Annotated in this window: 20 protein-coding genes; 12 read left to right on the top strand and 8 right to left on the bottom strand. The window is 63.0% G+C overall.

Annotated elements, in window-relative coordinates:
* Positions 1-37 precede the first annotated feature (37 nt).
* From NKH04_RS06105 to mgrA, 6 genes are all read left to right on the top strand, one after another.
* Positions 38-931, top strand: a complete 894-nt coding sequence (locus NKH04_RS06105; protein ID WP_352474879.1) for a carbohydrate ABC transporter permease — start codon at positions 38-40, stop codon at positions 929-931.
* Positions 924-1,853 (top strand): carbohydrate ABC transporter permease, encoded by a 930-nt coding sequence (locus NKH04_RS06100; RefSeq protein ID WP_023675222.1) that lies wholly within the window; start codon positions 924-926, stop codon positions 1,851-1,853. Before NKH04_RS06105 ends, NKH04_RS06100 begins: the two co-directional genes overlap by 8 nt.
* A 5-nt stretch (positions 1,854-1,858) precedes the next feature.
* A complete protein-coding gene (locus NKH04_RS06095; protein ID WP_352448362.1) occupies positions 1,859-2,971 on the top strand; it encodes an ABC transporter ATP-binding protein in 1,113 nt (370 codons plus the stop codon).
* Positions 2,972-3,076: 105 nt separating this feature from the next.
* Positions 3,077-3,823 carry a sugar phosphate isomerase/epimerase family protein gene (locus NKH04_RS06090; RefSeq protein ID WP_352918332.1) on the top strand — a complete coding sequence of 249 codons (747 nt, stop codon included), beginning with the start codon at positions 3,077-3,079 and terminating at the stop codon, positions 3,821-3,823.
* A gap of 12 nt (positions 3,824-3,835) precedes the next feature.
* Complete coding sequence (locus tag NKH04_RS06085; RefSeq protein WP_352968891.1) at positions 3,836-4,984, top strand: Gfo/Idh/MocA family protein; 1,149 nt, start codon at positions 3,836-3,838, stop codon at positions 4,982-4,984.
* A 129-nt stretch (positions 4,985-5,113) separates the two neighbouring features.
* A complete protein-coding gene (gene mgrA, locus NKH04_RS06080) occupies positions 5,114-6,160 on the top strand; it encodes an L-glyceraldehyde 3-phosphate reductase (protein WP_352918330.1) in 1,047 nt (348 codons plus the stop codon).
* Between the two features lie 82 nt (positions 6,161-6,242).
* Here mgrA and NKH04_RS06075 read toward each other — a convergent pair whose 3' ends face one another.
* Positions 6,243-6,539 (bottom strand): DUF2934 domain-containing protein, encoded by a 297-nt coding sequence (locus tag NKH04_RS06075; RefSeq protein ID WP_352918329.1) that lies wholly within the window; start codon positions 6,537-6,539, stop codon positions 6,243-6,245.
* A gap of 190 nt (positions 6,540-6,729) precedes the next feature.
* Here NKH04_RS06075 and NKH04_RS06070 point away from each other — a divergent pair, with 190 nt between their 5' ends.
* Positions 6,730-7,080 (top strand): hypothetical protein, encoded by a 351-nt coding sequence (locus tag NKH04_RS06070; RefSeq protein WP_352613085.1) that lies wholly within the window; start codon positions 6,730-6,732, stop codon positions 7,078-7,080.
* Between the two features lie 91 nt (positions 7,081-7,171).
* Here NKH04_RS06070 and NKH04_RS06065 read toward each other — a convergent pair whose 3' ends face one another.
* Positions 7,172-8,260 carry a S1 family serine peptidase gene (locus tag NKH04_RS06065; protein WP_352918328.1) on the bottom strand — a complete coding sequence of 363 codons (1,089 nt, stop codon included), beginning with the start codon at positions 8,258-8,260 and terminating at the stop codon, positions 7,172-7,174.
* 390 nt (positions 8,261-8,650) lie between these two features.
* Between NKH04_RS06065 and NKH04_RS06060 the strand changes: the two genes are divergently transcribed.
* Entirely contained in the window at positions 8,651-9,733 is a 1,083-nt protein-coding gene (locus NKH04_RS06060; protein WP_352918327.1) for a trypsin-like serine peptidase, read from the top strand.
* On the opposite strand, the gene NKH04_RS06055 is transcribed toward NKH04_RS06060, so the two are convergent.
* The 3 genes from NKH04_RS06055 to NKH04_RS06045 all read right to left on the bottom strand — a co-directional run bounded on the left by NKH04_RS06055 (position 9,714) and on the right by NKH04_RS06045 (position 13,075).
* Complete coding sequence (locus NKH04_RS06055) at positions 9,714-10,394, bottom strand: DUF4760 domain-containing protein (RefSeq protein ID WP_353044048.1); 681 nt, start codon at positions 10,392-10,394, stop codon at positions 9,714-9,716. The two genes, NKH04_RS06060 and NKH04_RS06055, sit on opposite strands and share 20 nt — an antisense overlap.
* Positions 10,391-10,771, bottom strand: a complete 381-nt coding sequence (locus NKH04_RS06050; protein WP_352474870.1) for a hypothetical protein — start codon at positions 10,769-10,771, stop codon at positions 10,391-10,393. The genes NKH04_RS06055 and NKH04_RS06050 overlap by 4 nt, the downstream gene beginning before the upstream one ends.
* 102 nt (positions 10,772-10,873) lie before the next feature.
* A complete protein-coding gene (locus NKH04_RS06045) occupies positions 10,874-13,075 on the bottom strand; it encodes a caspase family protein (protein WP_352918324.1) in 2,202 nt (733 codons plus the stop codon).
* Positions 13,076-13,286: 211 nt separating this feature from the next.
* Between NKH04_RS06045 and NKH04_RS06040 the strand changes: the two genes are divergently transcribed.
* Entirely contained in the window at positions 13,287-13,691 is a 405-nt protein-coding gene (locus tag NKH04_RS06040) for a Fur family transcriptional regulator (RefSeq protein ID WP_023675234.1), read from the top strand.
* A 67-nt stretch (positions 13,692-13,758) separates the two neighbouring features.
* Here NKH04_RS06040 and NKH04_RS06035 read toward each other — a convergent pair whose 3' ends face one another.
* The 3 genes from NKH04_RS06035 to polA form a co-directional block, all read right to left on the bottom strand.
* Complete coding sequence (locus NKH04_RS06035) at positions 13,759-14,013, bottom strand: type II toxin-antitoxin system RelE/ParE family toxin (protein ID WP_352918322.1); 255 nt, start codon at positions 14,011-14,013, stop codon at positions 13,759-13,761.
* A 24-nt stretch (positions 14,014-14,037) separates the two neighbouring features.
* Complete coding sequence (locus NKH04_RS06030) at positions 14,038-14,268, bottom strand: hypothetical protein (RefSeq protein ID WP_352502674.1); 231 nt, start codon at positions 14,266-14,268, stop codon at positions 14,038-14,040.
* Positions 14,269-14,333: 65 nt separating this feature from the next.
* Positions 14,334-17,282: a DNA polymerase I gene (gene polA / locus NKH04_RS06025; protein ID WP_352469411.1), complete on the bottom strand. Its 2,949-nt coding sequence runs from the start codon at positions 17,280-17,282 to the stop codon at positions 14,334-14,336.
* A gap of 442 nt (positions 17,283-17,724) precedes the next feature.
* Between polA and NKH04_RS06020 the strand changes: the two genes are divergently transcribed.
* From NKH04_RS06020 to NKH04_RS06010, 3 genes are all read left to right on the top strand, one after another.
* Positions 17,725-19,110, top strand: coding sequence for a M20/M25/M40 family metallo-hydrolase (locus NKH04_RS06020; protein ID WP_352469412.1), 1,386 nt, complete (start codon positions 17,725-17,727; stop codon positions 19,108-19,110).
* Positions 19,111-19,213: 103 nt separating this feature from the next.
* Positions 19,214-19,834, top strand: a complete 621-nt coding sequence (locus tag NKH04_RS06015; protein WP_254816792.1) for a ribonuclease D — start codon at positions 19,214-19,216, stop codon at positions 19,832-19,834.
* A 43-nt stretch (positions 19,835-19,877) separates the two neighbouring features.
* Positions 19,878-20,132 (top strand): hypothetical protein, encoded by a 255-nt coding sequence (locus tag NKH04_RS06010; RefSeq protein ID WP_352918320.1) that lies wholly within the window; start codon positions 19,878-19,880, stop codon positions 20,130-20,132.
* Positions 20,133-20,399 lie beyond the last annotated feature (267 nt).

The following is a 20,399-nucleotide window of genomic DNA, read 5'->3' as shown; positions in this document are numbered from 1 at the left end:
CCCTCCGGCCCTTACCCGATCCAAAGCGGCTGTGCAGATGAGCAAGAGCGAACGCCCTAGCCAACTCTTTCGCAACCTCAATGCGAAGATCGCCTCGATCCCAATGATCCTCACAGCGCTGGTGATCTTTGTCGGCGGCAGCGCGTGGACGGTGCTTTATTCCTTCACCAGTTCGAAGCTCCTGCCACGGCTGAATTTCGTCGGGCTCGACCAGTACTACCGGCTGTGGTCGGTGCCGCGCTGGCTGGTCTCGATCGAGAACCTGCTGATCTACGGCGTGCTGTCGCTGCTGTTCTCGCTGGTGATCGGCTTCCTGCTTGCCGCCCTGCTCGACCAGAAGATCCGGTTCGAGGACACGTTCCGGACCATTTTCCTCTATCCCTTCGCCCTCTCCTTCATCGTCACCGGTCTCGTCTGGCAGTGGTTGCTCAACCCCGAGTTCGGTGTCCAGGGAGTGGTGCGCAGCCTCGGCTGGACGAGCTTCAGCTTCAATCCGCTCTATGATTCCAGCATCGTCATCTACGGCATATTGATCGCCGCTCTCTGGCAGGGCACCGGGCTCATCATGTGCCTGATGCTGGCCGGCCTGCGCGGGATCGACGAGGATATCTGGAAGGCAGCGCGGGTCGACGGGATACCGACCTGGAAGACCTATCTGTTCATCATCATACCGATGATGCGGCCGGTCTTCATCACCACGCTGGTCATCATCGCTGCCGGTATCGTCAAGATCTATGACCTGGTTGTCGCCCAGACCAGCGGCGGGCCCGGCATCGCCTCCGAAGTCCCGGCCAAATATGTCTATGACTACATGTTCTTCGCCCAGAACCTCGGTCAGGGGTTCGCCGCCTCGACCATGATGCTGCTGTCGGTGATCATCGTCATCGTGCCGTGGGCCTATCTCGAGTTTGGAGGCAAGAAGCGTGTCTGACCATACCGTTTCCTTGCCGGCCGGCCCCGGCACGCTCGAAGCGTACGGGCCGAGCGGGCCGAAGCCGCGGCATATGTTCTCGCGCCGCAACATCTTCCTCTACGGCACGCTCATCGTGGTGGCGCTCTACTATCTTTTGCCGCTCTATGTGATGGTGGTGACGTCGCTCAAAGGCATGCCCGAGATACGCCTCGGCAACATCTTCTCGCCGCCGATGGAGATCACCTTCGAGCCATGGGTCAAGGCCTGGTCGAGCGCCTGCACCGGGCTCAACTGCGACGGGCTGTCGCGTGGCTTCTGGAATTCGGTGCGCATCACGATCCCGTCGGTGATCCTGTCGATCGCGCTCGCCTCGGTGAACGGCTATGCGCTTGCCAACTGGCGCTTCAAAGGTGCCGACACCTTCTTCATCATCCTGATCGTCGGCGCCTTCATCCCCTATCAGGTGATGATCTATCCGATCGTCATCATCCTGCGCGAAGTCGGCCTCTACGGCAGCCTCAGCGGCCTGGTGATCGTCCATTCCATCTTCGGCATGCCGATCCTCACACTGTTGTTCCGCAACTACTTTACCTCCATGCCGGAGGAGCTGTTCCGGGCAGCGCGTGTCGACGGCGCCGGCTTCTGGGGCATTTATTTCCGCATCATGCTGCCGATGTCGCTGCCGATCTTCGTCGTCGCCATCATCCTGCAGGTGACCGGCATCTGGAACGACTTCCTGTTCGGCGTCGTCTACACCCGCCCCGACACCTATCCGATGACGGTGCAGCTCAACAACATCGTCAACTCGGTGCAAGGCGTGAAGGAATATAACGTCAACATGGCAGCCACCATCCTGACCGGCCTGGTGCCGCTGATCGTCTATTTCCTGTCCGGAAAATTGTTTGTGCGCGGCATCGCCGCCGGCGCGGTGAAAGGATGATGGCGATGAACGCAAACGGCAGCATTGCGGCAAACGGCACCAGCGTCTCGATCCAGAACCTGTCGCTGAATTTCGGTGCGATATCGGTGCTGCAGACGCTCAACCTCGATGTTGCCGAAGGCGAATTCATCGTGCTGCTCGGCCCGTCCGGCTGCGGCAAGTCGACCTTGCTCAACTGTATTGCCGGGCTGCTCGACGTTTCCGAAGGCCGCATCTTCATCAAGGGCAAGAACGTCACCTGGGAAGAGCCCAAGGATCGCGGCATCGGCATGGTGTTCCAGTCCTACGCGCTCTATCCGCAGATGACGGTGGAGAAGAACCTGTCGTTCGGGCTGCGCGTTGCCGGCCTCGCCAAGGACGAGATCGCCAAGCGCATCGCCCGGGCCGCCGAGATCCTGCAGATCGAACCGCTTTTGCATCGCAAGCCGGCGGCGCTGTCCGGCGGCCAGCGCCAGCGCGTGGCGATCGGGCGCGCACTTGTGCGGGACGTCGATGTCTTTCTGTTCGACGAGCCGCTCTCCAATCTCGACGCCAAGCTGCGCGCGGAATTGCGCGTCGAAATCAAGCTGCTGCACCGCAAGCTCGAGAACACCATGATCTACGTCACCCACGACCAGATCGAGGCGATGACGCTGGCCGACCGTATCGCGGTGATGAAGGGCGGCGTCATCCAGCAGCTCGATGCGCCGCAGACCATCTATAACCGGCCGGTCAACCGGTTTGTCGCCGGCTTCCTCGGCTCGCCGGCAATGAACTTCCTCGACGGCAGACTGGAGCAGGCGGCAGGCGACTGGCACTTCGTCGCCGAGGATGTGCGGATACCGCTTGCCACCTATGCTTTCGAGAAGGACCCGGTGCCAGGGCCGGCCGTGTTCGGCATCCGCCCCGAGCACGTGGCGTTCAACAGCGGCACGGGATGGCCGTTCGCAGCCACGGCAAATGTCGAGGTCGTCGAGCCCATGGGTTCCGACACGCTGGTCTGGCTGAAGCTCGCCGGCCAGAATTTCACGGTGCGGGTGACGGCCGAGCGCACGCCAAACAACGCCGAGGCGGTCGGCATCGGTTTTGACCCGATGCGCGCCTCGCTTTTCGACGCCGCCACAGGTAACCGTCTCTAGAGCATGATTTAGCCTCCCAAGACTCTCCCACTCCCCAAGACTCTTCCACTCCCGCAAGACTCATCCCCCCAAAACTAACCATCCACAAGAAAACGGACAGAGACGATGAACTGGTCATTCCAACTTTACAGCGCCCGCAATTTCCAGCCCTGGGAGGGCGTGCTCAAGATGCTGGGGGAGCTTGGTTACAGCCAAGTCGAAGGGTTCGGCGGCGTCTATGACGATCCCAAGGCGTTCCGTGCCGAGCTCGACAAGAACGGGCTCGCCATGCCGACCGGGCATTTCTCGATCGACGCGCTCGAGAAGGATTTCGACGGCGTGCGCAGGACGGCCGACGCGCTCGGCATCACGCTGCTCATCTGCCCGTTCCTGAATGCCGAGTTCAGGCCGGCCGACACAGCCGGCTGGCGCGGCTTCGGCGAACGCCTGGCCAAGGTCGGCGAGACGGCCAGGAAGGCCGGCTATGGTTTTGCCTGGCACAACCATGATTTCGAGTTCAAGGCGCTCGCCGACGGCTCGGTGCCGCAGGACCATATCCTGTCCTCCGCGCCCGACATCGGCTGGGAGATGGACGTCGCCTGGGTAGTGCGCGGCGGCGTCGATCCGCTGCCCTGGATCGAGAAGCACGGCAAGCGCATCGTCGCCGTCCATGTCAAGGACCTGGCCAAGCCGGGCGAGGGCCTCGACGAGGACGGCTGGTCCGACGTCGGCCACGGCACCATCGACTGGCCCGGCCAGATCAAGGCGCTACGCGCCAAAAGCGCCGCGAAATACTACGTCATGGAACAGGACAATCCCAATGATATCGAGCGCTTCGCCCGCCGCTCGATCGCAGCCGCCAAGACCTATTAGGAGCACACCAGCATGGCAACAAAACTTGGCATCGGCGTCATCGGCTGCGGCAACATCTCGAAGGCGTATTTCTCGCTGGCACCGCTGTTTCGCGGCATCGAGATGCGCGCCTGCGCCGACATCAACATGGAAGCGGCGAAAGCGCGGGCAAAAGAGTTCAAGCTGCGCGCCGAGACCGTCGAGGGGCTGCTCAAGGCCGACGATATCGACATCATCGTCAACCTGACCATTCCGGCGGTGCATTACGAGGTTTCGAAGCAGATCCTCGACGCCGGCAAGCACGTCTATTCGGAGAAGCCCTTCGTGCTGTCGGTCAAGGAAGGGCTCGACCTGAAAAAACGGGCGGAAAGCAAGGGGCTGCGCATCGGTTCGGCGCCCGACACCTTCCTCGGCGGCGCGCACCAGCTTGTCCGCGACCTGATCGACACCGGCAGGCTCGGCAGGATCACCAGCGGCACCTGTCATGTGATGAGCCATGGCATGGAGCACTGGCACCCCAATCCGGACTTCTTCTTCCAGCCGGGCGCCGGGCCGGTGCTCGACATCGGACCCTATTACATCACCAACCTGATCCAGCTGATCGGGCCGGTGAAGCGGGTTGCGGCTTTTGCTTCGATCCCGATGACGGAACGCATCATCAGCTCGAAGCCGCGCGCCGGCGAAAAGATCCCGGTCTCCACGCCAACGACGATCCACGGCGTGCTGGAATTCGAGAACGGCGCCGTGGTGACGCTCAACACCAGCTGGGATGTCTGGAGCCACGGCCACGCGCCCATGGAGCTCTATGGCGAGGCGGGCACGGTGTTCGTGCCGGATCCGAATTTCTTCGGCGGCGACGTGCGTTTCACCGAGGCCGCCAAGCCGGTGAAGAAGCTGCCGAAATGGCCGCATCCGTTCGGCGTGCCCAACGAGATGCATTCGCAAGGCATGATGGCCAACTACCGCACCGCCGGTTTGGCCGACATGGCGATCGCGATCAGGGAAGGTCGGCCGCACCGCTGCTCGATGGAACTGGCGCTGCATGCCGTCGACGTCATGACCGGACTGTTGCGTTCGGGCGAGACCGGAAAGTTCGTCGCCATGCAGACCAGCTGCGAGCGGCCCGCGGCACTCGGCGTCAAGGCGGCGAAGGAGCTGCTGGCGAAGAAGAAAACCAAGTAGGCGGCGCGCCTCCCAAGCACCGCAAAAAGCCTCTCCCCGTTTGCGCGGGGAGAGGCTAAGGGTGGCAAGCTCGACTGCCCCACCGTCGCGGCGGCAGCCGTCGGGCTCGTTTCGATTTGAGGATTTCCCATGCCGTATGTCCCCGCCGAAAACCGCTACGAAAAGATGGTCTACAATCGCTGCGGGCGGTCCGGCCTGAAGCTGCCGGCGATCTCGCTTGGGCTGTGGCACAATTTCGGCGACGACACGCCGCATAGAACCAAGCAGGCGATCGCGCGCAGGGCGTTCGATCTCGGCATCACGCATTTCGATCTCGCCAACAATTACGGCCCGCCGCCCGGCTCGGCGGAGCGGGCGTTTGGTGAGATCCTGCGGACGGACTTTGCCGGTTATCGCGACGAGCTGATCATTTCGACCAAGGCCGGCTACGAAATGTGGGCAGGGCCTTATGGCGAGTGGGGCGGCCGCAAATATGTGCTGGCCAGCCTCGACCAGAGCCTGAAGCGGATGGGGCTCGACTATGTCGACATCTTCTATTCGCACCGCTTCGACCCCGACACCCCGCTGGAGGAAACGATGGGCGCGCTCGATCACGCGGTGCGCTCGGGCAAGGCGCTCTATGCCGGCATTTCCTCCTATAATTCGCAGCGCACCCGCGAGGCCGCCGACATATTGAAGCAGCTCGGCACGCCTTGCGTGATCCATCAGCCGAGCTATTCGATGCTCAACCGTTGGGTCGAGGATGATGGCCTGCTCGATACGCTGGAGGGGCTTGGTGTCGGCTCGATCGTGTTCTCGCCGCTGGCGCAAGGCATGCTGACCGACAAATATCTCGGCGGCATCCCCGATGGCAGCCGCGCCAGCCAGGGCAAGTCGCTGCGCCCGGCATTCATCAACGACAAGTCGATCGCCAATATCGAGGCGCTGAACGTCATCGCCCGTCGCCGCGGCCAGACGCTGGCGCAGATGGCGCTGGCCTGGGTGCTGCGCAGAGGCAGGGTGACGTCGGCGCTGATCGGCGCCAGCCGGCCGGAACAGGTCGAGGATTGCGTCGGCGCGCTGAAGGCGCTCGACTTCAGCGATGCCGAGCTCGCCGAGATCGACAGCTTTGCCCGCGAGTCGGACATCAATCTCTGGGCGGCATCGGCCGAGCGCAAGGGGCCGCCGAGGAAGTAGGCGACGACGGTCTGCGGTCCGGTTTCATCGAAAAGACGCGGCAGCGCGAACTGGTAGCTGTCTTCGACACGGTGGCCAGCGGCTAACTTTCGGCTGCCTTGAGGTTCCGCGCGGCTTGCTCGAGCGTCGCCCTGTCGTTGCCCAGCCTATCGATCAGCTCTTGCGCCTGATCACCGGTTATCCCGGTGCGCATCGCCAGTGCCTCGACCGTCAGAACGTCGGAGCTGGCGATCGTTCCCGCCGGACCGTCCGCGTCGTCGAGGCCAAGCTCTTGCTTCGCCTGCTGCCAATGACGCTCATGCGCGCCATCCGGGCGGCCCTCGCGTACCCAGATTTCATAGGCTCGCTGCCGAATCTTTTCATGCCGATCGTCGTCCATGGCGGTTCCTCCCTTGTGGCGTTTTCACCAACGCGGGGAGCGCCGGAACGATCCGATGTTGATGCCGAATTCGCAGACATGCCGGACAAAAGCCGGTTTCTCACCGAACAAACACCGGACATACGCGTTTTGCGGAGGAACCTGCACAGTGGGCCGGCCGTTGAGCCGAGCCTGAGCAAAGGAGATTACAATGGCCGACGAACCAAACGAATCCGCAGCACCGAAGATGACTCAACGTGAAGCTCAGGAAGCCCTGGAGAAGCAGGTCGCGCAGCTGAGGCGCGAGATCAGCAAGATCAACCGAACCTTGGCGGAACGCGCGGAAGAGGCGATCGAGGACGCCGGCGATTGGTATGGCAACGCTGCCGAGCGCGCCTCTCGGACAGCACAAGCCCTGCGCAACAGGGCGCAGACGGTGTCGGGGGTGGTCCAGGAGAATCCCGGCACAATATCGTCGGCATTCATCCTCGGAGCGGCCGTAGGAGCGCTACTCGGCCTCACCCTGGCCGCCACAGATCAGCGCCGCGATCGCTGGTTCTAGTCCCGACCCCAGGTTTTTGGGACAGAACCGGGTTTTGGGACAGAAACAGAGGGATTGCTCCCGCTGTTCATTGGTTCAGCAATGACACCGGTCAGCGCGTGGCGGGCTTCTGCGCCGTGCCGAGGGCTTTGGGCGCTGCGGGCGCCGCCGTCTTCATCTTCTCCTCGATCCAGCCGGTGTAATTGGCCAGCCGCGTGTAGATGCCGTAGGCGTTCTTGTGGCCGCACGCGGTACCGCCGTCGGCCGGACCTTCGCCCCAGCTGACGACGCCGACCTGCACCGGACCATCGGCGCCGGTCATGAACAGCGGTCCGCCGCTGTCGCCATTGCAGGCGTCGCGCTCGCCGCTGGCCGTGCCGGCGCAGATCATGTTGCCGGTCAGCGGATCGGCCATATCGGCCGCAATCGCGTTGGCGGCCGCCTCGATGCCCCTTTCCGAATAACGCATGCGGCGGGCGAGTTCGCCGAGCGCTGCCTTCAAATCATGCGCATAAATCGCCTTGATGCCGCTGTTGCAGGTTGCGTTCGGCTGGAGGTCCAGGTCGGCGACCATCAGTGCGGTGGGAAACGTTCCGTCCTGCATCTTGCCCCAGCCGGTGACCGTCGTCTTGCCGGCGTCTGGTGTCGGCTCACGGGCAATTTTGATGGTCGGGGCATCGGCCGGCGCGGCCAGCCGGATCAAGCCGAGATCGTTGTCCAGCGTCTGCTCGCTGTAGCCCTCGTTGACGATGATCTCCACCGCCTTGTAGCGCTTGCCCTCGCTCAGATCGGTGGCGCCGGTGAGCACGGTGACCACATCAGGCGAAATCGGCTCGCCGTCGTCATTGAGGCAGTGCGCCGCCGTCAGCACCCATTGCGGCGCGATCAGGCTGCCGCCGCAGAACTGCGCATTCGCCTGCGACGCCGGGCTTTTGTCCAGTTTGCCGGTGGTCAGCAATGCCACCTGGAACGGGTAAGCGCCCTTCTCGGCCTCTTTGCCGCCGTAGACGCGATCGGCGCCGTCGGGGTTCTCCGCCCTGGCCTTGGCCCTGGCCTCGGCCACGCGTTTCATCGGCGAGATCGCCGCCTCCGGCCGAGCGGCCGCGTCCGTGGCATGAACGGATTTGACGGCCGGCAAGGCCGCCGCGATGCCGAGCAGCGCGGCGGCGGCAATCGGTCTGAACCTATGGATGATCTTCACCTCGAACCCCCTGAGACGATGTTCCCGACAGGTCAGTCGCCGACGCATGGTCCACTAAAATGGAGCCGGCCGGTGAGATCATGCTCCACGGCGAAGCACGATCCGTCACAAAGCCGAGCACCATTTCTGCTAGTCGTGCTGTCGAGCCAACCCGCCCAAAATCCTATAGCCCCCCACGGGCTATGTGGAAGCAATTTGTCGTTGCCAATGTTGGATTATTTTAGGCAGTATACCGTTGCAGGCATTTTTGGCGGGGACCTAAACTGGCTGCACTGAATAATGGCCCGGTAAAGGCACCGGTAACCAATTTCATTTTTTTGCGCCACCACGATCTCGACAATATTTCTGTATCTTGATCCAGTCCTTGCTGACTTTTGGGAGAGTCTCACCATGACAAAACTGACACATAGCATTATTGCGTCCGCGTTGCTTTCCACCGCAATGTGGGCGGTTCCTGCCTTGGCTGCCGATCCAGGTTCCGCCAATGCCGGCAACGGCGAAAGCATGCGGGATTTAACATCGGGCGATTACAAGCCCGGCCGGGCGAAACCAATCGCCCCGCCGAAACTGACCGACGACGAGGCCAACCGCGCCGCGCCGCTCACCGACGAAGCAACGGCCGTCAAATCCTATGGCATCGTCGGCCGCTCCGCCGATGGCAAGGACATCAAGATTGACCCGAACGAGACGCTGAAGGACCTTGTCATCAAGGACATGAACGCGCCCGCCGACGGGCAGAAGTCCGACAATTCCGGACTGAGCGGAGGCGAAGAGGCTGGCCGTCAGGTGTTCGGCACGGACGACCGCGAGCAGATCAAGAATACCAAAACCTACCCATTCACCGCGATCGGCTATCTCGAAGGCAAATCGAAGAGCGGCAGCTATGGCAGCTGCTCGGCGACGCTGATCGGCCCGCGCACGGTGCTCACCGCGGCGCACTGCCTCTACAGCCACGAGGACAAGGCCTGGCTCGACGATATCCTGTTCGTGCCGGCTCTCAACGGCAAGACTGCCGACGACGCGCCGTTCGGCGCCTTCACCTATGAAAGCGCTTATGTCATCCAGGGCTTCATCGACAATTACCAGGGCTTTTACGGCTCGGTCGTGCCGTGGGATCTCGGCATCGTCACCCTGAAGCAGGATGTCGGCACCAACCTCGGCTGGCTCGGCTATGCCAATTATGACGACCTCGGCGATTTCACCGCCAACATCATCGGCTATCCCGGCGACAAGCCGATGGGCACGATGTGGAAGGCGACCTGCGAAGTGCACGCCGAAAACATCGCCACCGAGTATTTCCAGTACGACTGCGACACCTATCCCGGGTCGAGCGGCAGCTCGGTCTATGCCTATGACAATGGCTCCAAGCAGCGCGTCATCACCGGCGTGAACGTGGCCGAGAGCCCGGATGCCAATACCGCCGTGCGTCTGAACGCCATCAACGTCCAGTGGATCAACAGCCTGTACAAATAGGCCTGCAGAGTTTCCGCCTCGGTGAACCGGCCTTGCGCTCCTTGTCGATATAGCCGGCAAAATAGCTCCAGAAGGAAGCGGCATAGTCGCGGAAATAGGAGTCGGCGACGTCGCGCGAGCACAGCCTGCCTTCGACGCAGAAGGAAAGGCGGTTGAGGAAATAGACGACGCGGTCGAAATTGTCGCTGAAGTCGGCAAGCGGCATGTCGCCGCCGGTAGCGCTCATCGCTTCGATGCCGATGCGCTGTCTGAACACCTGTTCCTCGGTCGGCGTCGGATTGGCACTGAGCAGATTGCCGTATTTGGCGTTGAGCGCCGCCAGGCGTTGCTTGAGGGCCCGTTGCGCCTGCTGGTAATCCTTGCTTTCCCAGAGCTCGACCAGCGACATCGTCTGCTCGACGCGCTTCTGCTCCTGGTTCGCCAGGAACTGGTAGACCGAAAAGATCAAGGTGAAGATGATCGCCAGGCGCACCAGCAATCCGGACCAGGCATAGACGAGCATGCGCCAGTCGCGATCGGTGAATGGGTTCGCCTCCTTCTTGGCCTCGTGATTGCTCACCCACGGCAGGCCTTCGACGGTTTCCGGCAGCGACACCGGCTTCTTTTGCGGTACCGGCGCCGTCACTGCCTGCTGCGTTGCGTTGCCCCCCGCTTTCGTCATCCGCAGCTGTCCAGTTCTATGGTGGCGGACGGGTCGAGCACGATGCCCGGCGTCTCCAGCTTCTTCTTCAGGCAATCCAGCTGCGTGCGCGAAACGATGAACTGCACGTCAGGCTCCACCTGCGCCTTGCCCGGCGACGGCAACGGCTCGACCACGCCGCGCGACGCGCAGCTGCTGAGATCGACGACAACGGCGGTGTTGCCGGTTTTGGCGATCCGGTCGTACTGGTCGAGAAAGCAGCTCGCCAGTTCGGAGTTGATGACGACCTCCTTGGCGCAGAGGCCGCAAGCCTCGTCCGCCGAAGCATTGGCGGCCAGCAACAGCCCGGCGACAAGGCCGGCGGTTGTTGCGCGCCACGAAAATACGATCCTGTTCACGAACGCCCTCACCCGTTCCGTTCGGCCGCCGACAGCGGTGGTCGAAGAATGTTCATTATCAGCCGATTAGGCAAGAGGCCCGGCCGGGCACCTGACCGCGCCTCAGGCGCGCGGCACCGTCTCCATCGGAAAAATCATCACGGCGCCCTTCGACCCCTTGTCGTCGGTCAGCCGCATGGCCGACCGCGTCGCCGGGGCCATGCCGATATCGGCCAGCATGTCGGCGAAGCTTGGCTGTCCCAGTCCCCGCGTTACCGAGACAACGCCCTCTTGCGCCAGGAAGCTCAGATCCTGCTTCTCGCTCTGCGGCGGCGCCTCGGTCAAGACGGCGATCATCCGCTCCATGCCGAAGCTGGTGTCGGTGAATTTGAACAGGCCTTCCTCGAGCACGGCGCCTTCGGTCAGGCGCTCGGCAAGAAAATGCTGGATGGAATAGTCGGAGCCGACGTAGAGCACGTTGATGTCGACCAGGTTGGTCGAACCGTTCCTGGCCAGTACGTGGACCTGATCGTCGGGCGAAACACGCGGCACCGTCGACGCTTCGATCGGCTGCAGCGTGTCGCTGTCAAAACGCTTGATCCGGAACTCGACGCTGACCTTTTCCGGCCGATAATCGGAGGCGGCGGCCAGCCTCGACAGGCCGATGGCGCGGAAGATTTTCGTCAGATTCCCTGCGGCGGCCTCGATCAACTTTTCGCGGCCGTCCGGATGAATGACGATCGACGGCGGCTTGCTGCCGTCCTTGAGCGTCATGTCGCCCGAAGCCGGCAGGAACCACAGCGCCGGCGTGTCGGTGGCATCTGCTGCGGTGCCGGCAATGGCGTTCTCGCGCAGCACTGCGAGACGCAGATCTGCGCTCTTGCCCGGCTCGACCAGCGCGATGTGAAACCCTGAGCTCTTCCTGGCCGCCAGTTCGTCGAGAACCGAGTTCGCCAGCGCGGCCTCTTTCTCGAGGCCTTTGGCCGCTGCCGGCCGCGCGACCACGAGCTTGTAGTCGACGGCGAGCTCGGCCAGCCGTGCATAGGCATTGGCGGGGATATCGGCCAGCTTGAGCGCCGGCTTGCCGCCGAACTCGACCGGCTTGACCCGGCTTTCCAGGTTTTTCGCCGACTGAACCTGGAGATAGCCAAGCGCCTCGGACAGCGGCGACAGCGCCGACGGCAATATTGCGAGCCTGCTGCCCAGGGTGAGGCGATGCAGCAACCCGCCGCCAATCGTGGCTTTGTCGTTCTCGATGACGATCGGCCATTGCATGACCGCGTCTGTCTTGTCGGTGCCGAAGACGCGTGCGTCGAGTTCTCCCTCGAACAGCGGCGTTGGCCGGGTGCGGCCGTCCGCCGAATATTGCTGCAGCACGGCCTGGCCGAGCTGGCGATAGGTGATGTTGGGGTTCTCGGCCAGTTTCGACAGGATGGTGAAGGTGAACAGGCCGAAACGCGGTGCATCGGCCGTGCCCTTGGGCAGCGGCATCTCGGGCGTCGTCTCCACCGTCTGCGCCGCGTAGAAGGCGACCAATTTGCCCTTGCTGGTCGGCTCGGCGCCGGTCGGCGTCAGCTTGAAGGCCGGCTTGCGCTGCCCGTCCTCGTCAAAGCCGCGTGGCGCGGCCGACGCAATCTCGTCATAGGCTCTCACCGCAGCCGCCCTGGCAGCGTCGTCGCCGCCGACCAGATCGGCGAACTCGACCTTGCGTTCCAACTCGTCGTCGACCTCGGCGGCGCGCGTCGCAGTGCCGGAATGGCAGCAGTCGAATACGGCCCAGACAAAGGCGCCCTTGTCGCGGATAGCGTCGAGCGCGGTGCCGATCTCGTTGTCGACCAACGCATTGGGCACGCCCTTTTCGCGGTGCACCCATTTGTCGATGTCGGACGGCAAGAAAATCTCGTCGAGGCCGTCCGTCTCGTCGCCTTTGTTCGCTGCCGGCTGCTGCGCGCCGTGACCGGACAAATGCAGGTAGACGAAATCGTCGCGCTGGACCTTGGCGGCAAGATCGGCCAACGCCGCCTTGATCGCCGCATGTGTCGGCGGTCCGTTGGCGCCTTCGACATCCTTGGCGAGCAGCGTGACGTTTTCGGCCAGGAATTTTACCGGCGCGGGCGTGTTCCCCAGGAGGTAATCGCGCACCAGGCCGGCATCGTTTTTCGGTCCGATCAGCCAGTTTTTCTTCGGCAGGTTCGGGTAATCGGTGCAGGCAACAAGCAGCGCATGGTAGGTGCGCGCCGCTGCGAATGCCCGAAACGGCACCAGGCCGGCAGCGGCCAGCGCGGACGTGCCGGCAAGCAGCGTCCGCCGCGTCACTTTGATCATGATTGCTTCCCCAAGCCCGATCGAATTTCCAAGCACGGCCAGCCTGGCCGAGGATTTTGTCAGTATTTTGAATATGGCGTCGCCGGCCAGCCGACCACCGGCTGCGAATAGAAACAGTAGCAAAAAAGGCAGTTCGTCGCTATCTCAGTGGAAGAGGCCGGATTGCATGCCTAATGGCAGCGATCGGCACGGAGCGGCTTGGAACGGGATCATGGCGGCAAGGGATGTACTGACGAAGAACCAGCTTTGCGTGCTCGAGAAACTCGAGGCCGCCAGCGGCCCGCTCAGCGCCTATACGTTGCTCGACCAATTGCGCGAGCGCGGTTTTCGCGCGCCGCTGCAGGTCTACCGGGCGCTCGACACGCTGGTGAAATCCGGCTTCGTGCACAGGCTCGAAAGCCTCAATTCCTTCGTCGCCTGTGCCGAGCCGCACGACCACAGCCATTCGATGACGGCGTTTGCCATCTGCGACACCTGCGGCCAGGTGACCGAGTTCTCCGACCATGATGTCGGCCACCGGCTCGACGAATGGGTGCGCTCGACCGGCTTCGCCGCCAAGAAGGCGGTGATCGAGTTTCGTGGGACATGTGCGAAGTGTTTGGCCGAGGCGGCTTGAGGCCGGAGCAACGCGGCGAAGGCGGAGCAAGGTTTTCCGAGCCCTCGCCGGGTGTTCCCGGATCGGCTCAGTAGGGAAAGGGTCTCCTTGAGGTATGCCGGATGTGCAGGATCTCAATTGCGTCGGCACGGGCACGATAGAAGACCTTATAAGGGTAGCGGCCTATGAAGAGGACGCGAACGCCAGGGATGTCGGTCGCGTGACCGCTTTCGGGAAATTCGGCAAGTCGCGAAATCCCAGCGTGGATCCGAGAAATGACTGAAAGGGCGCCCTGAGGCGCCCGCTCTTCGAGGTAGTTTGAAAATTGCCTCGCGTTCGGCAAAGGCTTGCCGCGTAAATCGGACCTTCATAGCCTGCGGCGGGTGTCGGCCGCGCGAACGGTATCCTCATCTACGAAAGTGCCGTGATCGGCCTCTGCTAGGCCCGCTGTGACCGCGCTGCGCTCTGATTCCGACATCGCATACACGCCAGTCCGCCGCGCCTCGATGACGCGGGCGTAATCAGCAAGCTCCTCCTGGTCTTCGCGAGGCCAAGCTTCCGCATGCCTTACCAGATTCTCAAGTGCCTTGGTGATCATACGGGCACTATAGCATACCGCTGCTGCTCGTGAACCTTGAACCGAACATGGCTCTGTGGCCCGCCTTAATGCGCCTCTTCCCAGTTGTTGGCTGCGCGGGCGTCGACGTGCAGCGGCACCGACATCGATACCGCCGGCATGGCGGCGTTCTCCATGACGTGGCAGACGACCGGGATCGTCGCCTCGACCTCGGCTTCGACCGTCTCGAAAACCAGCTCGTCATGCACCTGCAGCAGCATGCGGGCAGAAAGCCTGGCTTTTTCCAGCGCCTCGTCCATACGGATCATGGCGCGACGGATGATGTCGGCGGCGGTGCCCTGCAGGCGGGCGTTGATCGAGGCGCGCTCGTTGAAGGCACGGACCGAAGGGTTCGACGACCGTATCTCCGGATAGTGGATGCGGCGGCCGAAGATGGTCTCGACGAAGCCGTGCTCGCGGGCATAGGCCTTGGTCGCATCGATATAGTCGCGGATGCCGGGGAAGCGCTCGAAATATTTCTTGATGTAGTCGCCGGCTTCCTCGCGCGCGATCGACAGCTGGTTGGCGAGGCCAAAGGCCGAAATGCCGTAGATGATGCCGAAATTGATCGCCTTGGCACGGCGGCGCACTTCCGAAGGCATGCCCTCGACCGGCACGTTGAACATTTCAGACGCGGTGATGGCGTGGATGTCGGCGCCATCGGCGAAGGCCTGCTTGAGCTGCGGGATTTCGGCGACGTGGGCGAGCACGCGCAATTCGATCTGGCTGTAGTCGGCGGAAACCAGCTTGTTGCCCTTGTCGGCGATGAAGGCCGTCCTGATCTTTCGACCCTCGACGGTGCGCACCGGAATGTTCTGCAGATTGGGATCCGAGGACGACAGCCGCCCGGTCGTCGTCGCGGCAAGCGCGTAGGAGGTGTGGACGCGCTTGGTGTCGGGATGGATGAAGCCGGGCAGCGCATCGGTATAGGTCGATTTCAGCTTGGTCAGCTGGCGCCAGTCGACGATCTTGCGCGGCAATTCGTGGCCTTCGGCGGCGAGGTCTTCGAGAAGCTGCGCCGAGGTCGACCACTGGCCGGTCTTGGTTTTTGAACCGCCGGGCAGACCCATCCTGCCGAACAGGATGTCGCCGAGCTGTTTTGGCGAGCCGATGTTGATGCGTTCGCCGACCAGCTGGTAGATCTCGTCCTCGAGCCGTGCGGCACCCTGTGCCAGTTCGCCGGAGAGCCGCGACAGGATCTGCCGGTCGACGGAGATGCCGCGCTGCTCCATCCGTGCCAGGACCGGCACCAACGGCCGTTCAAGCCGTTCATAGACCGAGACCAGGCCCTTGGCGGCAAGCCGTGGCTTCAGCACCTGCCAGAGCCTGAGCGCGACGTCGGCGTGCTCGGCCCCGTAAGCCGTCGCCTTGCCGAGGTCGGCCTGATCGAGGCCGACGAAGCTTCTTCCCGAACCGGCCAGTTCCTTCAGCGGAATGGTCGCGTGGCCGAGCCATTTATCGGCCAGCGCTTCCAGGCCGTGGCCACCGTGGGTTCCGGCCTCGAGCACGTAGGAGATCAGCATGGTGTCGTCATAGGGGCCGATCTCGATGCCGTGACGGCTCATGACGACAAGGCGGTATTTCATGTCGTGCACGATCTTGAGGACGGATTTGTCCTCGAGCAGCGGCTTGAGCAACGCCAGCGCGTCGCGGATCGGGACCTGGTTTTCGACCGCGCCGCCGCCGAGCAGGTCGCCATTGCCGTTTTTGTGGGCAAGCGGCACATAGGCGGCGTGGCCGGGCGCGACGGCCATGGCAAGGCCGATCAGTTCGGCCCGCATCGGATCGGGCGAGGACGTCTTAACGTCGAAGGCGACGATGCCTCTCTCCATCGCCTCGGCGATCCAGGCCTTCAGCGTCGCGGCGTCGCGGATGCAGGTGTAGGCGCCGGTGTCGATCTTGCGGGCGGTGGCAGCCTCCAGGCGAAGCGCCGAAAGCAGGGATGGGGTGTCGCCTTGCTTGGCTGCGGCCGGAGCTTCGAGTGCCGCTTCGTCCGACGGCGGTGCGCTCTCGGCGGCCGCGGGCACGCCAAAACCCATATCGGGGCCATGCGCGGTATCGGCACGCTCTATGGTGACGGGGGTGGCTGGAACGTCGCCGGCGTCGGTTCCGGTCGCTTCGGCCACGCGGCGGGTCAGCGTCGAGAATTCCATGGTCTTGAGGAAGCCGATCAGCCTGGGGCCGTCCGGCGCATGCAATACGAATTCGTCAAGCCCTTCGGTCACCGGCACGTCGTTCTTCAGCCTCACCAGGTCACGCGAAATGCGTGCCTTGTCGGCATTGGCGATGATCGATTCGCGCCGCTTGTCCTGCTTGATCTCGCCGGCGCGGGCGAGCAGCGTGTCGAGGTCGCCGAACTGTTCGAGCAATTGCGCTGCCGTCTTCGGCCCGATGCCGGGCACGCCCGGCACATTGTCGACCGAATCGCCAGTCAGCGCCTGCAGGTCGATCATTTTCTGTGGCGGCACGCCCCATTTCTCGATCACCTCGGGAACACCGATCTGGCGGTCCTTCATCGGGTCGTACATGGCAACCGTTGGGCCGACCAGTTGCATCAGATCCTTGTCGGAAGAGATGATGGTGGTGTCGGCGCCGGCTTCGCAGGCAAGCCGGCAATAGGTGGCGATCAAATCGTCGGCCTCGTAGCCTTCCGTCTCAAGGCATGGCAGGTTGAAGGCCCTGGTCGCCTGGCGGATCAGGCCGAATTGCGGGATCAAATCTTCCGGCGGCGCCGAGCGGTTGGCCTTGTATTCGGGGTAGAGGTCGTTGCGGAAGGTCTTCGACGAATAGTCGAAAATCACGGCGAAATGCGTCGGCACGATGCCGACATCGGTGTTGCGGGCGTCCTGCGTCAGCTTCCAGACCATGTTGCAGAAGCCGAGCACGGCACTGGTCGGCAGCCCGTCGGACTTGCGGGACAGCGGCGGCAGCGCGTGATAGGCACGGAAGATGTAGCCGGAGCCGTCGACAAGGAAGAGATGATCGCCTTTTTTCATGGCACGAGGGAATAGCGCGGCGCAGCGCCGCGGTCCATGCCAAAGGCGGCTTCTGCCAAGGGTTCCGGCAACACCCTGACAAATGGCGTGCGAGCCTGGCCTGCCATGCGGCCTGGCCGGAGCTTTGTTCGCTCACGCCTATGTTACAAAAGTGTAATTTTTGTGCCCTTGAATCGCCACGTTCGCAGACACAGATAAACGCCATCGGCAGTTTTCGCCGAAGTCCGGAGCAAGGCCCGTCCCCCGCCTATTCCGGACACTTGCGGCAGCCTATCCCCCCTCTCCGGGCTGCCGCATCGTTTCGAGTAGAGGCCGCCGTGGTTCCCTCCACCACGGCGGCATTTTTTTGCCTTTGGACAGGAAGCTGTGGCCCAACGGTCGCGGGCTTTCCGTTTCGCAACATGGGCTCTAGATTCGCCGCCAGAATCGAAAGGCCCGCCAGATGTCCGCAGTTTCCCCTGTTCTCGACCGCCTCGACAAGAACTTCGACCAGAGCCTGGAACGCCTGTTCGGCCTGCTCGGCATCAAGTCGATCTCCACCGATCCGGACTACGCCGCCGACTGCCGCAAGGCCGCCGAATGGCTGGTCGCCGAGCTCAAGCTGATCGGCTTCGACGCCAGCGTGCGCGACACGCCGGGGCATCCGATGGTGGTCGCGCATCACGATGGGCCGGCGGGCGCGCCGCATTTGCTGTTTTACGGCCATTACGACGTGCAGCCGGTCGATCCGATCGAGCTGTGGGAAAGCGACCCGTTCGCACCGGCGGTCAAGGAGATCGAGCCCGGCCACAAGGTGATCACAGGCCGCGGCGCGGCCGACGACAAGGGCCAGCTGATGACCTTCGTCGAGGCTTGCCGCGCGTGGAAGCAGGTGCATGGCGGATTGCCGTGCCGCTTCACAATCCTGTTCGAGGGCGAGGAGGAGTCCGGATCGCCGTCCCTGAAGCCGTTTCTCGAGGCGAATGCGGATGAGCTCAAGGCCGATTTCGCGCTGGTCTGCGACACCGGCATGTGGGACCGCGATACGCCGTCGATCTGCGTCTCGCTGCGCGGGCTGGTCGGCGAGGAGATCACGGTGACTGCCGCCGACCGCGACCTGCATTCCGGGCTCTATGGCGGTGCGGCCGCCAATCCGATCCGCATCCTGGCAAAGATCCTGGCCGACATCCACGATGCGGATGGTCACGTCACCATTCCGGGTTTTTATGACGGCGTCGAGGAAACGCCGTCGCAGATATTGCAGTCGTGGCTGTCGCTCGGCGAGACGGCCGAGACCTTCCTCGGCCCGATCGGCCTGTCGATTCCGTCCGGCGAAAAGGGCCGCTCGGTGCTCGAGCTGACCTGGGCGCGACCGACGGCCGAGTTCAACGGCATTATCGGCGGCTATACCGGCAAGGGCTTCAAGACGGTGATCGCCGCGCAAGCCTCGGCAAAAGTCTCCTTCCGCCTGGTCCACAAACAGGATCCGGAAAAAATCCGCGCCGCCTTCCAGGCATTTGCCAGGCAGCGCGTTCCGGCCGACTGCTCGGTCGAATTTCATCCGCATGGCGGCTCGCCGGCGATCCAGCTGTCCTACGACTCGCCCTTCCTCGCCAAGGCCAAGCAGGCGCTGTCCGACGAATGGCCGAAGCCGGCGGTGGTGACCGGCAGCGGCGGCTCGATCCCGGTGGTCGGCGATTTCCAGACTTATCTCGGCATGGAGTCGCTGCTCGTCGGTTTCGGCCTCGACGACGACCGCATCCACTCGCCGAACGAGAAGTACGAGATGAGCTCCTTCCACAAGGGCCAGCGCTCCTGGGCGCGCATTCTCGAGGCGCTGACACGCTGAAATTACGCCAGATTCAAGTTTTTGTTGATTTTTCGCCGGATCGCGGCAAGGACGGGCACGGTCCGTCGCGCATCGCTGCACGGGGCCGCGACCGGAGAAGACGATGAGCGACATACGTTTCCACAAAAACGATCTGCCCGGCCTGCTGCATTACGATGTCGGGGCGGTCGCCATCGACACCGAGACGCTGGGGCTGAACCCGCATCGCGACCGGCTCTGCGTCGTGCAGATCTCGCCGGGCGACGGCTCGGCCGACGTCATTCAGATCGCGCCCGGCCAGAAGAAGGCGCCGAACCTCGTCAGCCTGCTGAAGAACCGCAGCATCACCAAGCTGTTCCATTACGGCCGTTTCGATCTCGCCGTGCTCTACAACGCCTTCGGCGTCATGCCGGAGCCGGTGTTCTGCACCAAGATCGCGTCGCGGCTGACGCGCACCTACACCGACCGGCACGGGCTGAAGGACATCTGCTTCGAGCTTCTCGGGATCGGCCTGTCGAAGGCGCAGCAATCATCGGACTGGGCCGCCGAGACGCTGTCGCCCGAGCAACTCGAATATGCCGCCTCCGACGTGCTCTATTTGCACCGGCTGCGCGACGTGCTGAGCGCGCGTCTGGCGCGCGACAACCGGACCAGGGAGGCCGATGCCTGCTTCCGCTTCCTGCCGACGCGTGCGAAACTCGACCTGATGGGCTGGGATGAGGAGGATATTTTCGCCCACAGCTAATGGCCTTCATGCACTTTAACGCCGTCGGCCGGGAGGAATTGAAATGGCTGCGCGAAAACCAATCGAAACGGCACCCAGGGACGGCTCCAAGGTCACCGTCTACTGGCAGGACAGCGACGGCGTGATGAACGAGAGCATCGCGCAATACCGTTCGCTCGACCGGCTGAAGGCGGCAGGCGGCGACTGGGACGAAAGCGACGCTGGCTGGTGGGCCTATACGGACGGCCATACGCAAAGGAAGATCGAGCCGATCAGCTGGCGGCCGGCGGCCTCCGACGATGCGGATGCCGACGACTGAGGGTTGTCGCAACCGCCGAACTGAAGTGATTATTCTGAGGCAACGCGCATTTTGTTCTTGCTTTGTGCCGGCAGCTATGCTACTAATTTCGCTATGGTGCTCATTGGCTCCAACGACCCGCCCGCCGAGGCGGGTTTTTCATTTCCGGCTTTGGCGCTGTCGCGGGCCGCAGCCGTTCGGCAAGCGACTGAATACAGTTTACTTCGATTTTTCCCGACTTAACCCGCCTTTAAACCGCCGCATCTAGTCTTCAACCCCAACGCCATA

The sequence above is a fragment of the Mesorhizobium sp. M1365 genome, assembly GCF_040317865.1.
GTDB lineage: Bacteria > Pseudomonadota > Alphaproteobacteria > Rhizobiales > Rhizobiaceae > Mesorhizobium.
The sequence above is the reverse complement of the archived record's forward strand: the minus strand, read 5'-3'. Positions and strand labels throughout refer to the sequence as shown.